This window comes from Novipirellula sp. (assembly GCF_041583735.1).
Taxonomy (GTDB): Bacteria; Planctomycetota; Planctomycetia; order Pirellulales; family Pirellulaceae; genus Novipirellula.
Genome location: NZ_JBFHFD010000159.1, coordinates 1 through 14,848, shown reverse-complemented (window position 1 = coordinate 14,848; position 14,848 = coordinate 1). Strand labels below are relative to the sequence as shown.

The following is a 14,848-nucleotide window of genomic DNA, read 5'->3' as shown; positions in this document are numbered from 1 at the left end:
TGCCGCGAACTCGGCGTCAAGCTGATCATCACCGACCATCACACCATTGATGGCGAACTACCACGCGCGGACGCGGTCGTTCACCCACGACTTCCCGGCACAAACTATCCCTTTGGTGAACTGTGTGGCGCCGGCGTCGCATTCAAACTGGCCTGGGCCATCTGCCAACAGGTTGCGGGCAGCGAAAAGGTAACCGACCCGATGCGTCGCTATTTGATGCAATCGATTGCATTGGCCGCGATCGGGACCGTCGCGGACGTGGTTCCGCTGCTGGACGAAAACCGCGTGCTGGTTGAACACGGGCTAAAAACGCTTCGCGCCCAACCGCTGCCCGGACTCGCGGAATTGATGAAGATCACCAAGGTCGACCAAGCGTCCTCGGTCACATCCGACAGCATCGCATTTACAATTGCACCGCGATTAAACGCGGCCGGACGACTCGGCCAAGCCCAACTCGCAGTCGAGCTACTCACGACGCCGGGGGGAGAAAGAGCCGAGGCACTTGCCGAATACATCCATCAACTCAACAACGATCGCGACACGTTACAGCGAAGCGTTTATCTAGCTGCCCAAAAGCAAGCCAAAGAAGATTTTGATGTCGAAGCGGACGCGGCACTCGTACTGGGCGGAGTCGGCTGGCACCCGGGCGTGATCGGCGTCGTTGCAGGCCGCTTGGCGGAAAAACACGCCAAACCCGTGTTGATCCTCTCGCTCGACGCGACAGGAAAGACGCAAGCAGTCGGCTCGGGGCGTGTTGGCGGCACCGGGATCGATCTTCACGAAGCGCTCAGCGATTGCAGCGAGCGACTGGTCAAATTTGGCGGCCACAAAGCGGCTGCGGGGCTGACGATCGAAGAAGACCAAATCGATGCGTTTCGCGGCGATTTCTGCGAAGCGGTTGCCCGTCAATGGTCCGAGCGAGACATTGTGCCCGAGATCGTGATCGATGCAGAGGCATCGTTCGGGCAACTGAACCTGGAAACGGTCAAACAGATTGAAACGCTTGCCCCGTTTGGCGCCGGAAACCCACGTCCGACGCTGTTTTGCGGCAACATCGAACTGGACGAACCGGCCCGCCGAATGGGAGGCGGCGATCGCCACCTGAGCGTCAAGCTGCGACAAGGCGTAAAAACGATCCGCGGCGTTGCCTTTAGCGCCGGCGATTGGTGCGACGCACTGAACGAGTGCAAGGGACCGATCGAAATTGCTTACCGGCCGGTGATCAACGAATTCCGCGGTTTCCGAAAAGTGGAAATCCATCTCGTCGATTGGCGGCCGAGCGACCGCCGCGATGACACGACGCAGCGATCAAATGCCGGCAGTGTGGCGGACGCCTAGCTTCCCGCGCTCGCCTTCAGCGGCGAAGGGCAGCCTCGCTACTAAACGAAAGCGGGGCAGACCCTGATGTCTCAGAGCCTGCCCCTATCGGCGCGACGGAGCGCTTCGCCGGCAGCCGAAGCTTACGTTTTCCCAACGCACAGCAGATCACAATCGACCCGCCACGCGTTTAAAAATCAGTTCTCGGAATCGTCAGTGGACCGTTCGCCACGGCCCCCACGGTCTCCACCGCGTCCACCACGGTCTCCACCACGACCGAAACCGCCACGTCCACCATCACCACCTTGTGCGCCACCGCGAGCCCCACCCCGCATTCCGCCTTGCACACCTTCGGGCATCTCAAATTTCTCACCCTTCATCTTCTCGAAGGCTGCTTTCTGGTCGGATGTCAGCACTGCCAACACTTGAGTTTCAACATCTTCGCGAACCTTACCGAAAGCTTCACGCATTTTGTCGCGGTCGCCCGAAGCCATCAGCTCTCGCATTTTCTCACGCATTTCGGTTTGGATCTTCTCGCGAGCCTCTTCCAATTCCTTCTTCTGTGCGTCGGTGATCTTCAACTCTTTTTGAACGTCTTCGTTGCCAAGAGCTGCGACGCCTTGAACCTGGATCGAGATCTCTTTCAGACGCGAAAGCTGCCCTGGCAGCAGGACCTCCTCAAGCTGTTCACGCAATTTCGCGCTGCGTTCCTTACGCTCTTCCTGCATCTTCTTGAAGAATTCAGCGCGTTCCTCTTCGCTTGCTTCACGGAAATCGAAGTCGGGACGTTGTCCACGCTCACCGCCATCTTCGCGAACCTTCTTGAGCGCCTCGACTTGGTCGGGCATCAATTCAATTTCTTCACGCACCTTTTCGATCATCAACAAACCGAATGTTGGATCTCCGCCACCAGCCCCGCCAGGGCCACCGCCGCCAGGTCCACCGCGACCGCCGCCACGCCGGCCGCCCTCTTGCGCCAACGACTCACCCACCATCAATGCCGACAGCGCGACCGCTACCAAGCAAAACGCAACGTGTCTCATTTTCATTCGAAAGTTCCCAGAACGAGTAAGAGGAGTATCTCTTGTTGATTTGTTTTTCAAAGGCGGCTGAACCGATACCACAAGGCCAGCGACTAGACATGTAACCAGCCAAACCGCCGAAGGTTTCGGTCGTTTCAAGAAAGCTTAAAAAAAGCGATAGTTTTTGCCCGCGATCACGGGCCGAACTGCGGCCGCACCGCCGATCGCCCCACATCCGAGCGATGTGACCGGGCGGCGAGCAACGCCACTTCTGGTCCCGCGACGTTATTTACCGCGTACGGGACGACGGAACGTGTCGCGAACGTCCCCGCCAAGCAAGACGCACTTTCCGAAAATCGCGTCTTCGGCAAAGGTTAACACAAAGACATGACTGCCCTGGTCCGCCATCCCGGGCGACTGCAAAAACCATCGCTCGGTCTTCGGAGTTCGCTGGCCGACCCCCAAACCGCCTTCGCCGATATAGACGATGCCACTCTCGTCGTGTTTTCCATTCCGGATGGGAACCGTCCGCTTGATATTGTGGCCGTCGGCTTCGCACACGAGGTCCACGTTGTATTGCTCGAACAGTGGCACCCAACTTTGAAGAGCTGTGCTTGGCGTTTTGACGGCAGGAAAGGCAGGTCGGTGATACTGGGCGACCACCCAGCGATGCGCAGGACGCGACGATGCCAATTCACGCCGCAACCATTTCGCTTGACTGCCCGCAGTACTGGTTTCCGTATTCAGCGTGATCAAACGAGCGGCAGGCGTAATGTTAATGGCGTAGTAATTCTTATCATCCTCGGGAAACCCAAAGACCTCGTTAAACGGTTTCCCCGAATCGTGATTGCCTCGCGCTGGAATCACGGGAAGCAACCGATTGTCATCGGTCACGGTCAACTCATGATCGGACAACCACTCCGACCATTGAGCGACGTCAGGCCCGCTAACGATGTAGTCTCCGCCGTGAACCAATGCCAAGATATCATCGGCCGGATCGTCATTTGCAAACGATTGCCCCACCATTTTGGCGATCATCTGGTTCACCTTGCGTCGTTCTTTCTGATCGCTTCGAGAATCGCCTCCATTGAGCAACGAAAAAGGCCGATCGTTCTCTGGCGCGGTCAAGAAGTAAAAGACCGGCGACATTTCGTCATCGCTAATCATCTGCACTTCGTAACGAGTCGCCGGCTTTAGCCCCGTCAATTCAGCGTGGTGATAATACAGCTCGGCGTGGCCGCCCGTGAACCGCCCGCTTATTGCCGCCACGAAGCCTTCGTCACGATCACTGCCTTTAACCCGGTAACGCACGCTGTGCTGCGCACCTCGTTCGGCAGTGCTCCAGGAAACGGTTGCCGATGTGGCCGGATCCGACCGCCATGTCACTCGCCAATGCGCCGGCTTGGTTCCCACCAGGGATGCGTCCGCATAAAGACTTTGCTTGGTAGCGAAGCAAAACAGGGCGAGAGAACTGACGAAACAAAACGAAGCAAACGATGAACTTGGTTTCATGAACTAGACGCATTGTTCGGAGGGAGGTGGGGAAGGGGAGGGAGCCTGATTGTACATCAACTTGCCACAGGGCGTGAGCACAACCGCAGCCAAAACCAATGCGAATGGCACACCCCCATTTGCTGCGCGGATCAGTGTTTCCGGCCACGCATCGCCCCCGAATGCGGTCATCCGGCTTAGCGCCGTGATCACACCCCAGCACCCCATATAGACCGGCACAGCCCCCCAGCGAAACGTCAACAACACAATCCCGGCAACGATATCGACCAACCCGATCGCCCATAACGCTCGCTCGGCGGTCACTTGCTCAATCTGCAGTTCCAACCATGATGCGTCCGAGATCAGGATCAGATCGGTAAAGGGACCGTACAACTGCATCGCCTTGTATCCGTGCACGATGAAGGTGGCTGCCGCCGCTACACGTAGCATCCACACCCCAGCGGAACGCGTCTGCGAAAACGAAAACGTCAACAATGCCAAGGGCAAACCATATCGCACCGCATGCTCGCCCAGCGAGAGCTCTGAAAACCGATCCCCCCGAATCATAAAAATCAGGGCGAGCAAGAACATCCACACGAAAATCCACGCCAACGAGACACGGAACACAAACGGCCGAAACCAACCACGCGATGTTCCCCCGCTCTTCCCGTTGGCAGCCCAGGCTCCTTCCAGCGGAAGCGACGCCGATGCGGTCAGGAGCACCAACACCGCTGCCGCACCACAAGACAATGCGCCGAAGTCATCGACATGCTGGGCAAACGCCTCGGACCACCCCCAATCGAAATAAAGCAAACCGTAAACGTCGCTTTCGGTTTCATTGGTCGCCCAGCAATAACGCCCCACCACCCCAAAGCACTGCAACAGCAAGACAAGAATGAGCCATCGATAGAAACCTTTCATCTAGCGATTTCCCCTATCGAATGATTGAGCAAATTGGCTCCACGGTTGATCGCTTCGGCGAGATCCTCGACCCACACTGGCTACCCTGTTTTTTATTCGGAAATTTTTCGGCCCCATGCGTTATCATGCCGATTGCTCGGCAACACGGTACCATAATACATCACCACAGCGTCCGTGCCGGAGCCGTCACCACTGGACTCTCCGCCCCTTTTTACTGCTCGCTTTCCCCCCAGACATTTCCATGAAAACGGTTGTTCACCTCAGCTTGCTCTTCGCCTTCGCCCTTGGCTCGGTTGCGGTTGCGAGCGACTACACGATTGTGATCAATCGCAAAACAAACCAGGACGCTCCGTGGCAACGCGTGGTTGAAGCACTCCGGCAAAAACACGCGGATGCCGATGTGTTGCTTTGGGACCTAGATGTGCAAGAGTGCCTCGAAACGCTACGAAGCCAACATCCGCGGTACAGCTGTTTTGTCGCGACGCCGCAGCAAGCCAATCGCGACTTCGTCGCCGCGGTCCATCAAATGACGCGGCAACTTGATTCCGATCCCTACACCGACACCCAGTGGGGCATCGTGACGGGATACGACGCCGCCGGAGCATTGCGGACAGCCGAGCAGCGTGAACCACTGACCGTTTCGCATGTCGCCGCCGGCACCGAGGTCGCATTAGAGATGTGCAGTTCAGGCGTCTGGTTTGATGAACTGGTGAAATCCAAAAAAGTCAGTAAAGCAAACGGGGAAACGGCCGAGCAACAGCAAGGGCCTGCGGACACGACGCACGCGTTGGCCAAGTCACTAAGCGATGACACCGCCGATTTGTTTGTGACGTCCGGCCATGCCACTCAGCGTGACTGGCAGATTGGATTCCGCTATCGCAACGGAACGTTTCAATCCAAAGCGGGCAAAATGTTTGGCGTCACCACCGATGGCGAACGCTTTGAAATTCAATCCGATAATCCCAAAGTCTATTTAGCGGTGGGAAACTGCTTGATGGGTGACATTGACGGCCCCGATGCAATGGCATTGGCGTGGATGAACAACCTAGGCGTTCACCAAATGGTCGGCTACACCGTCGTGACCTGGTATGGCTATGGCGGCTGGGGACTACTGGATTACTTTGTCGAACAACCCGGTCGCTACACATTGGCCGAGGCATTCCATGCGAACCACCACGCTCTGATTCATCGTCTAGACACCTGTTTTGACGACATTGTCGACGCCAAGCTCCAAGTGGGATCACGACCACGGGTCAGCACCACGCCAAACTCGCACGGAAAATCGCTTGGCTTGACCGCACACGATGGTGCCGGATTGCTTTGGGACCGCGATGTCGTGGCGTTTTACGGTGACCCGGCGTGGCAGGCACAGATGGAAGCACAACCCAAAGCGTACGACCAAAAACTGACGATCGAAGGCGACCGCTATACGCTGGTGATCACACCGAATCGTGGGGAAGATTCTTTTAAGCCGATCAATACCAACGGAGCTCAGCGGGGGTGGCGGCCGATCGTTGAACTGCTGCCTCATCGCATCCACCAGATCCAACTCATCGTTGGCGATGAGCTTACCCCCGTGATCACTGACGATTTCATCCTGGTCCCCAACCCTCGTGACTGCGACCCGAACCGAGCATATCGAGTCGAGTTTACGGCAACGCGAGTGCCATGAGATGAAGCCCAAGCCGGCAAGTAGGCGGCATGAAAAATCGTCGCAGCCAAGCACGACGACGCCTCAATGCCCGCACAACAGCCGCCCTCCGCAAAACATACACCTTGACGTACAGATTAGGCCGATATAGTTTAGCAGGGGGTTGGTGTAGCGTTTCGTACCCCGAGAAATGCCCGCTGGATCAGAACACGGATCCATACCGCCATTGCCCCCAACACAGCAGACGATACACGCCTGCATCGTGCCCGCCTTGGTCAATCGTCGAGGACCTCATGAACGTGCTTATTCAGGATCCATTCCGCACCCCATCGCGCCGCGTCCCGTATGGGATATTGGCAATGATGACCAGCTTTCTGTGCTGTGCGACCGCGAGTGCTCAACGAGATTCGTTTGAGGGTCCGCCAATCAACTACATGACCGCAGCGACAAACGATCCTGTCTCGAAGCTTGCTGCCGAGGTGGAAGCTGGCGAAGTCCGCTTGAGCTACGACCCACAGCATGGCTATTTGAAATCGGTGCTTGAGGCCCTTGATGTACCGGTCAGCTCGCAGACGCTGGTGTTTTCCAAAACGAGTCTGCAACTTCGCCGGATCAGCCCCCATCGGCCACGCGCGTTGTACTTTAACGACGACGTTTATGTTGGTTGGTGCCAACGGGGCGACGTGATCGAATTTGCCGCGACCGATGCCAAGCAGGGAGCGATGTTTTACACGTTGAGCCAATCGGAGGACGCCGCTCCGAAATTCGTTCGCGACCGGGGCCAATGTTTGACGTGCCACGCATCAAGCCGGACTCAAAACGTGCCAGGCTACCTTGTCCGCAGCGTTTTTGCGGATTCGGGAGGGCAACCGATTCTCGGTAGCGGCACCTACAATACCGACCAAACGAGTCCGTTCGAGGAGCGTTGGGGCGGGTGGTATGTGACAGGAACCCATGGCGAGATGCGGCACATGGGCAACATCACGTATGAAGAAGACGACACCGACGGCGACCGAGAAGCGGGGGCCAATCGCGAGTCGCTTGAAGGTATCGTGTCGACTACACCCTATCTGTCGCCGCACAGCGACTTGGTGGCACTGATGGTGCTCGAGCATCAAACACAAATGCACAACGCCATTGCCGCAGCGAACTATGAAACTCGCGAAGCGATCCACCAATCGTATCAGATGAACGAGTTTCTCGAGCGAGCCCCCGATTACTTGAGCGAAAGTGCGCAGCGAAGAATCGCCTCTTCGGCCGATCGCGTGGTCGATCACCTGTTGATGTGCGACGAGTTTGCGTTGACGTCGCCTGTGCAGGGAACAAGTGGCTTTGCCGAGGAGTTTACGGCGCGAGGGATTCGCGACGCGAAGGGTCGATCGCTACGAGACCTCGATCTGAACACGCGACTGTTCCGCTATCCTTGCAGCTACCTGATTTACTCGGATGCCTTTGACGGGTTGCCAAAGGAAGTTCGCAGCAAGATCATCGATCGACTAACCGCGATCTTAGAAAATAAGGTGGATGATCCTGAGTTTGCCCATTTGACACCAACGATGCGATCCGAAATTTTGGCGATCCTGCGGCAGACGAAGCCCGAATTTGCCGACAAAAAAGAGACCAGCTCGCTGTAACGGGCGTTCGCAGGCCGAAACGACAGGGGGCGAAACGACGGGCGAGCTTCGCCACGCCCCCCACCTTGGGCAGTCCGCCGTTCCGACTTGATCAGAAATGTCGCTGGCAGGGGCCATTTCGCAGGCGTTTTATGGATTTTGACAGGAAAACGAGAAGTCAACTTGTCAAAAATCTCCAAAGCCGCTATTTTGCGAGGCCCCTAAACGTTCAATTGTATCCCTCTCTCGAATTTGACCGACTGAGCCGTAATATGACCATGGATCGCAGCCTTAAGGTGCAAGCCGGGGCTATCAAGTCGCGAAACGTGTTGACTCGGGCTGAGCGTATCGCTCGCCTGACTGAACTGGACCGTTTTGACCCTGAAGCCAACATCGTTGGCATGGCGAAAGTGCGCGTTCCTAAAGTTTCGCTGAAGAGAAAGAAGAAAGTGAAGAAGGAAGACGACGCCAAGGACGCGAAGAAGAAGAAGTAGTAGCGGGTTTCGCTGCTGCCCCCGCAATCGCGATTGGGGGCGGCTCCTCTCCTCACTTCGGCGACCTCTTCCGCAGTTTCCTGGGTTTTCTTCTACTTCGGTTGCGTGGTGCGGCAAAAGCCCAATGCCATCTACCTGGGTAGCGGCACGGCGCACGCCATCGGCCCCATCTTGCCTAACGCATTACAGCAAAGCCGATCGAGTAACATTGAGTGAACTCGGTCGGCTTTTTTTATCGATTTGGATCCAGATTTTCGGCGTCGACACTAGACCCGATGGGAATGTTGAAGAAACATGGACGGTATGCCCCCCTCTCAACAACCCACCCCCGAGTCGGACCCGATCTTGCGAGCTTCCAATACCGCATCCGCCGTCGAAGATCGCATCGAAAACGCGAGCGTGACGAAACAAGTGATTCCGCCCCAGGCTACTGCTGAGAGTGACATCTGCGATGCGACTCTGCCGGCATCGGGGATTGACCCACAACAATTGCCACGCCCTGAAGAAACCGAACCACTAAAGATTTTGTGGCAGTACGTAATCGTGCTATCGGTGATCCATTTGGTTGCACTGCTGGCCTTTCTACCTTTCAGTTTCAGCTACCTGTTTACTTGGTCCGGCTTGGTGCTGGGGATTCTTGGTCATTTCACGTTCGGAATGCTGGGGATCACGGTGGGTTACCACCGATTACTGACCCATCGTGGATTCACCTGCCCGAAATGGCTTGAACACACCTTTGCACTGCTTGGCATGTGCAATTTGCAAGACAGTCCGTCACGCTGGGTTGCGATTCACCGCATGCACCATCAGCACAGTGACCATCAACCCGATCCTCATTCGCCGCTTGTGAATTTCTTGTGGGGCCACATGGGCTGGGTGGTTTGCCGCCACAAAACGCTGGACCGAACGAGCCATTACGAGCGTTATGTCCGCGACCTGCTGCGAGACCCGTTTTACTTGAAGCTCGAGCGTCACGGTGGCTGGTTTTTCGTCTTTGTCGCACACGCCTTGTTGATCATCGGTGCTGGCGGGATTGTCGGATACGTGGTCAGTGGCGGCCAAGTCGGGGAAGCACTCCGGTACGCTTACAGCTATGCCGTTTGGGCTGTCGCAGTACGCACCGTATTTGTGTTGCATGGTACATGGGCGGTTAACTCGCTGTCCCATGTCTTCGGTTATCGCAATTACGAAACCCGCGATAACAGCCGCAACAATTGGTTGGTCGCGTTATTTTCTCACGGCGAAGGCTGGCATAACAACCATCATGCTGAACCACGATCCGCCGCTCACGGTCACCGCTGGTACGAATTTGACATGTCGTGGCGAGTGATCCAGTTGCTTGAAATGATGGGATTGGCCAAGGATGTCGTGCGGCCAAAGGCAGTCACCAAGGCGAAACAAACTGCTGGCTAATCCATGAGCCAAATCTCTGCGGACAGCAAACTTTCTAGCTTGGCTGGCCTAGCCGCGAACTCGGCTTGGTTTGCACTGCTTGCCGCCGCTGTTTGCGCGGTGGTCGTGGCACCATCGGCTTGTCATGGCGAAGACAACTCGAAGTCGCTGTCGGTGATGACGTGGAACCTTGAATGGTTCTACGACGAAATGTCGGGTGACAATCACAGTCAACTCGGGCGTCAGAAATCGGCTCCCAACCGCGACGCCTGGGACTGGAAGCGAGACGCGGTTGCCCAACGGATCGCCCAAGCCAACCCGACGATCGCGGCATTCCAAGAAGTCGAAAACCGCCGCGTGCTGTGGTACTTGGCGCAGGCATTGAAACGAGAATTCTCAGTCGACTATCGCGAATCCTGCGTCGAAGGTAACGACTACTTTACCGAACAAGACGTCGGCATCCTGTATCGCAATCCCGCCGATTTGCTATCGCAGACTCAGCGGGATCGCAGCGAATCACAATTGCGAGACAAGCGGTTTTATGATGTCACCAAACATTTGATAGCCGTGTTTCAGTTCCCGATCGGAGATCGATTTGAACGTGTTTCGGTCGTCAACGTCCACCTTCGTTCACGCCCCGAAGGTGCCCCCATTCGTGCGCGCCAAGCAAGGCTGCTGCACGCTTGGTTGCACGATTCGATCGAGCGTGGTGAGAACGTGATTGTGCTAGGCGATTTCAACAGCGAGGAACCGGCCGACCGGCTCAGCGGCGATAGTGAGTTGGCGATCGTTGCGGGTTCGGAAACCGCCTCCACTCAAGACGATTTGATTGATCTGCATCGTTATCTTGATCACCGTGTCACGGGAACGCACTCGATTCCGGGAAAACATTTTGACCGCATCCTGGTCAGCCGCTCACTGATCGAAGATGATCCAAATCATAAAGATTTGGTGTTTCAATCGATCAAGGTGCGTGCCGATCTGAACATCCAAGGTACGCCCGACGATCCACAGCGGCACTGGGACCATTACTGGGATATCGCTGAGGACGAACGTGACGTCAGCGACCACCTGCCCGTGATTGCAACGTTTGAAGTGAAATAATGAGCAACATCGACCCTGAGTTTTCCGGCCCCGAAAAAGCGACCTCTGGCGAGGCAAGCTCAAATGATCGCGGCCCCATTATCCGGCTGGACGACTTTCTAAAATGCCGTGGCATGGTCGGCACCGGCGGTGAAGCCAAGATCCTGATTCAAGCCGGTGATGTGTGCTTGAATGGCGAAGTCGAAACACGGCGGCGAAAACAGCTTGTCATTGGCGATGTCGTTGACATTGATGACGAGACTTTGATTGTCAACGAAACCGACTTTGATTGATCCCTCGACCCTATCCCTGTCTAAGCGGATCGATGCCGAATCCCAATCCCGCAAACTTATTTAGCGACCTGCCCGACAAGCTCGCTGCGGAACTGGTCGACGTCCTTGTTAAGACTCCATCGATCCGGATCGAACGCATCGTGTCTACCGGACAGCGTAGCGACGCAGGATTCTGGTACGACCAAGAGGAAAACGAATGGGTGATCGTGCTAAAGGGCAGCGCACAGCTTTGCTTTGCTGACGGCACTCTGCCAAAAACACTTTGCCCCGGAGATCACGTGACGATCCCGGCGCATCAAAAACATCGCATCGATTGGACTTCGGCGAGCGAGCCCACGGTGTGGTTGGCCGTGTTCTATTCTGCTTGACGCTTGGCGTTCGCGATTCAACAAATGCGACAGGGCCCAAAACAAAGCCTGGGCTCGAATCAAAGATTGGGCTCGAAACAGGAAGACGGCTTAAAACCGCGATTCAACCGGCTCCGAGCGAGAAGAGCTGATTGCTCGGCGGACGCTTGCGACAGGTAAGCGAAATCGCATCGTAATCGTCGATCGCAATCGCGTCTGCATCTTTAGGGTCAAGCAAGACGTTCTGGCCGGGTGCATTTTTGCCGTGCCGCTCGGCGTTATCCGCCATCTCGTTAAGCAGCGATGCCATAAACCGATAGGCCTCGGGAGTCCCATCGAGTTCCAAGTACTTGCGTTCGACGGAGGACGAATCGCCCCCTTGCTTGACCGTTTGTTGATGCGAATAAATTCGCAAACTTCCGCTGGCGAGATGAGTGAGAAGGGATCGAACTTTCATTAATTTTCTTATCAGGGAACATGAGTACAGGACGGTCCAGCTAATCGGGACTGCCAACGAATCGCCAGGTGATCCCGCCAAAAGCCGCTCTCGATGCATGGCACTTACGGCGAGATCACGATTTCCGCGTGGGCAGTATAGCGAAAAACCCAGATCGTGCTTCGAGCCAGCCTGTGCATTTTCGCGAAAACGCGTGAGCGGCGAGTAACCGACGTTCCGTCTCAACATGACAAATACGTCTCGATTTCACTCCCCCGTGCAAACTGCGGTCCGCGGCAAAAACGTGGCGATTTATTCTCACGATCTGACGGGAATCCCAAAGTGAGATCCGAAACTCACTGTTTGCAGCCTGCACGCGTCAATTGCAGATCGCCCAGGCTCGCCGCCGGCCGAGGCTATCCAAAGTGAGGACACGCTTCCTCAACCCGCCCCCACGGATACCGCCAGACTTGCAATGGCATGGCGTTTGCCTCAGCCCCGCCAAACTGAAACCCGCTCGGTGCGAGTTTTCATTCCAACGCAATCCTTCTGAAAACGGAGATGCAACGTCTGGCTTTCCCCACTCTAATAGAGACGTAACCCACGCGGTCCACGCTGAACTCACGCCCCCACTTCTGGAGATCATCATGCTTGGCTTTCCATCCTCCGGCCTGCTTCCTTTTCCCTCACGCAACCAAGACAAAACTGGCCGAAAGCGAAAAGCAAATCCCACGGCAAAACGATCTCGGATGCGACGACTGTTAGCAGAGCGGCTCGAAGACCGTCGTGTACTGGCAAGCTACATCGTTAGCACGGCAAGTGATGTGGTGGCAGAGGACGGCGTGTTGAGTTTGCGAGAGGCGATTCAAGCGGCCAACGCAAACGCGGTCATCAACTCCGATACGACCGCAGGTGACGCAGGGCCGGGAATCATCGATTCAATTTCATTCATTCCAGGTTTGTCGACCATCACGCTCGGCAGCAAATTGTCGATTACCGATTCGCTAGCGATTTCGTTGGTGGACGCCACCGAGATCACGATCAGTGGTGATAACGCGTCACAAATTTTCTCGATTGATGCGAACGCGGACCCCGCAATCAGCAACGAGGTATTCATCCAAGGATTGACGTTGCTTAACGGGACCGCGGCCGTCGGCGGAGCGATTTATGTTGCCGCCGGTCAATCACTCTCTCTCGATTCGGTGACGTTGTCGGGCAACACCGCGACCGGTGACGCGGCAAGCGAAGGGGGCGGCGGAATCTTCAACGATGGCGGAACCCTGAACATTGCCAATTCCATCCTCAGTGGAAACACAGCGTCGGGAGTCGCTGGCAGTGGCGGGGCGATTTTTAATGCAAACGGTGGCGTACTCGCAATTGCGAACTCAACGATTTCGGGAAACGTTGCCAACCGAGCCGGCGGTGGAATCGAAGACGCCTCGGGGTTGAATGGAAGCGTTGCTCTAAGCGGAATCACACTTAGCAACAACAGTGCGGGTGTCGACAACGGCGCCGTAGCAAACCCTGGTAATGGCGGCGGACTTCACATCAGTGGGGATGGCGATGTCTCGATTAGTGGGGGAACCGTTACGGGCAACACCGCCGCGGCCGAAGGGGGTGGCCTTTGGAACAGCGCCAGCGGAACGTTAACGCTATCCAATGTGACAGTCCAATTGAATTCGGCCAGTGGCAATGATGCCGATCAGGGTGGTGGCGGCATCTTCAATGATGGCGGAACGATGTTGATCACCGGTGGCTCGATCGAACAGAATTTTGCGGACGGAACCAGCGGCAGTGGGGGTGGTCTACTAAGTGTCAACGGCGAAGTGACCATCACTGGTACTTTGATCGAGCAAAACGCGACGCATCGCGCAGGCGGTGGCATCGAAATGATTGAGGGCACGCTCCTTCTATCCAACATCACGCTGACGAACAACTTGGTGGGTCCTGATGGGTTCGCCAACCCCGGCAACGGCGGCGGACTGCATGTGTCGGGGGCCGGTGATGTCTCGATCAGCGGCGGCACGATATCGGGAAACACTGCGGCGGCCGAAGGAGGCGGGCTGTGGAATGGTAGCGGAACGATGACGATCGACGGCACCACGATTGATGGCAACACCGCATCGGGTGACGCCGCGGACGATGGCGGCGGCGGGATCTTTAATAACGGTGGCACGCTCATCATCACCGGCACTGAGACGATTATCAGCAACAACGTGGCCGATGGCGTCAGCGGCAGTGGTGGCGGGATTTTTAATGCCACCGATGGGACGATCTCGATTACAGACGCGAGCATCACCGGAAACACTGCCAACCGCGCCGGCGGTGGGATCGAAGACGCCTCGGGGGCCGACGGTGGAATCGATTTGACGGGCGTGACATTGAGCAGCAACAGCGCCGCGGCGAACCCCGGCAATGGTGGTGGGCTGCACGTAACAGGCGCCGCCGATATCACAATTTCAGGCGGCACAATCTCAGGGAACTCCGCGGGACTCGAAGGAGGCGGGCTGTGGAACGGCAGCGGAACGATGACAATCGATGGCACCACGATTGATGGAAACACCGCATCGGGTGACGCCGCCGACGATGGGGGCGGTGGGATCTTTAATAACGGCGGCACGCTCATCATTACCGGCACTGAGACGGTGATCAGCAACAACGTCGCCGATGGCGTTAGCGGTAGTGGCGGCGGGATTTTTAATGCCACCGATGGGATGATCTCGATTACAGACGCGAGCATCACCGGAAATACAGCTATTCGAGCTGGCGGCGGAATCGAAGACGCCTC

At 56.4% G+C, this 14,848-nt stretch carries 13 protein-coding genes; 9 read left to right on the top strand and 4 right to left on the bottom strand.

Going from position 1 to position 14,848, the window contains the following annotated elements:
- On the top strand, nucleotides 1–1,338 hold a 1,338-nt coding region (locus ABX962_RS13955; protein ID WP_372720382.1), incomplete at its 5' end, for a DHH family phosphoesterase.
- Nucleotides 1,339–1,514: 176 nt separating this feature from the next.
- Here ABX962_RS13955 and ABX962_RS13950 read toward each other — a convergent pair.
- The 3 genes from ABX962_RS13950 to ABX962_RS13940 all read right to left on the bottom strand — a co-directional run bounded on the left by ABX962_RS13950 (nucleotide 1,515) and on the right by ABX962_RS13940 (nucleotide 4,751).
- Nucleotides 1,515–2,366 (bottom strand): hypothetical protein, encoded by an 852-nt coding sequence (locus ABX962_RS13950; RefSeq protein WP_372720380.1) that lies wholly within the window; start codon nucleotides 2,364–2,366, stop codon nucleotides 1,515–1,517.
- Nucleotides 2,367–2,624: 258 nt separating this feature from the next.
- Nucleotides 2,625–3,851, bottom strand: a complete 1,227-nt coding sequence (locus tag ABX962_RS13945) for a purple acid phosphatase family protein (RefSeq protein ID WP_372720378.1) — start codon at nucleotides 3,849–3,851, stop codon at nucleotides 2,625–2,627.
- A 3-nt stretch (nucleotides 3,852–3,854) separates the two neighbouring features.
- Nucleotides 3,855–4,751: a hypothetical protein gene (locus tag ABX962_RS13940; RefSeq protein ID WP_372720376.1), complete on the bottom strand. Its 897-nt coding sequence runs from the start codon at nucleotides 4,749–4,751 to the stop codon at nucleotides 3,855–3,857.
- A 241-nt stretch (nucleotides 4,752–4,992) separates the two neighbouring features.
- Here ABX962_RS13940 and ABX962_RS13935 point away from each other — a divergent pair, with 241 nt between their 5' ends.
- From ABX962_RS13935 to ABX962_RS13905, 7 genes are all read left to right on the top strand, one after another.
- Complete coding sequence (locus tag ABX962_RS13935) at nucleotides 4,993–6,423, top strand: hypothetical protein (protein WP_372720374.1); 1,431 nt, start codon at nucleotides 4,993–4,995, stop codon at nucleotides 6,421–6,423.
- Nucleotides 6,424–6,761: 338 nt separating this feature from the next.
- Complete coding sequence (locus ABX962_RS13930) at nucleotides 6,762–8,036, top strand: hypothetical protein (protein WP_372720384.1); 1,275 nt, start codon at nucleotides 6,762–6,764, stop codon at nucleotides 8,034–8,036.
- A 251-nt stretch (nucleotides 8,037–8,287) separates the two neighbouring features.
- Nucleotides 8,288–8,509: a small basic protein gene (locus ABX962_RS13925; RefSeq protein WP_339946549.1), complete on the top strand. Its 222-nt coding sequence runs from the start codon at nucleotides 8,288–8,290 to the stop codon at nucleotides 8,507–8,509.
- A 303-nt stretch (nucleotides 8,510–8,812) separates the two neighbouring features.
- Nucleotides 8,813–9,922, top strand: a complete 1,110-nt coding sequence (locus ABX962_RS13920; protein ID WP_372720371.1) for an acyl-CoA desaturase — start codon at nucleotides 8,813–8,815, stop codon at nucleotides 9,920–9,922.
- A 3-nt stretch (nucleotides 9,923–9,925) separates the two neighbouring features.
- Entirely contained in the window at nucleotides 9,926–11,005 is a 1,080-nt protein-coding gene (locus ABX962_RS13915; RefSeq protein WP_372720369.1) for an endonuclease/exonuclease/phosphatase family protein, read from the top strand.
- Nucleotides 11,005–11,277: an RNA-binding S4 domain-containing protein gene (locus ABX962_RS13910; protein ID WP_372720367.1), complete on the top strand. Its 273-nt coding sequence runs from the start codon at nucleotides 11,005–11,007 to the stop codon at nucleotides 11,275–11,277. Before ABX962_RS13915 ends, ABX962_RS13910 begins: the two co-directional genes overlap by 1 nt.
- Nucleotides 11,274–11,645 (top strand): cupin domain-containing protein, encoded by a 372-nt coding sequence (locus ABX962_RS13905; RefSeq protein ID WP_372720365.1) that lies wholly within the window; start codon nucleotides 11,274–11,276, stop codon nucleotides 11,643–11,645. Before ABX962_RS13910 ends, ABX962_RS13905 begins: the two co-directional genes overlap by 4 nt.
- A gap of 103 nt (nucleotides 11,646–11,748) precedes the next feature.
- On the opposite strand, the gene ABX962_RS13900 is transcribed toward ABX962_RS13905, so the two are convergent.
- Nucleotides 11,749–12,081, bottom strand: coding sequence for a hypothetical protein (locus ABX962_RS13900; protein WP_372720363.1), 333 nt, complete (start codon nucleotides 12,079–12,081; stop codon nucleotides 11,749–11,751).
- Between the two features lie 728 nt (nucleotides 12,082–12,809).
- Between ABX962_RS13900 and ABX962_RS13895 the strand changes: the two genes are divergently transcribed.
- Nucleotides 12,810–14,848 (top strand): beta strand repeat-containing protein (locus ABX962_RS13895; protein ID WP_372720361.1); only part of this gene is annotated, 2,039 nt, incomplete at its 3' end.

What these genes read in the sequence shown, in the direction of transcription:
- ABX962_RS13950 (WP_372720380.1), bottom strand. Translation starts at nt 2,366, where the DNA reads ATGAAAATGAGACACGTTGCGTTTTGCTTGGTAGCGGTCGCGCTGTCG.
- ABX962_RS13945 (WP_372720378.1), bottom strand. Translation starts at nt 3,851, where the DNA reads ATGAAACCAAGTTCATCGTTTGCTTCGTTTTGTTTCGTCAGTTCTCTC.
- ABX962_RS13940 (WP_372720376.1), bottom strand. Translation starts at nt 4,751, where the DNA reads ATGAAAGGTTTCTATCGATGGCTCATTCTTGTCTTGCTGTTGCAGTGC.
- ABX962_RS13935 (WP_372720374.1), top strand. Translation starts at nt 4,993, where the DNA reads ATGAAAACGGTTGTTCACCTCAGCTTGCTCTTCGCCTTCGCCCTTGGC.
- ABX962_RS13930 (WP_372720384.1), top strand. Translation starts at nt 6,762, where the DNA reads ATGATGACCAGCTTTCTGTGCTGTGCGACCGCGAGTGCTCAACGAGAT.
- ABX962_RS13925 (WP_339946549.1), top strand. Translation starts at nt 8,288, where the DNA reads ATGACCATGGATCGCAGCCTTAAGGTGCAAGCCGGGGCTATCAAGTCG.
- ABX962_RS13920 (WP_372720371.1), top strand. Translation starts at nt 8,813, where the DNA reads ATGCCCCCCTCTCAACAACCCACCCCCGAGTCGGACCCGATCTTGCGA.
- ABX962_RS13915 (WP_372720369.1), top strand. Translation starts at nt 9,926, where the DNA reads ATGAGCCAAATCTCTGCGGACAGCAAACTTTCTAGCTTGGCTGGCCTA.
- ABX962_RS13910 (WP_372720367.1), top strand. Translation starts at nt 11,005, where the DNA reads ATGAGCAACATCGACCCTGAGTTTTCCGGCCCCGAAAAAGCGACCTCT.
- ABX962_RS13900 (WP_372720363.1), bottom strand. Translation starts at nt 12,081, where the DNA reads ATGAAAGTTCGATCCCTTCTCACTCATCTCGCCAGCGGAAGTTTGCGA.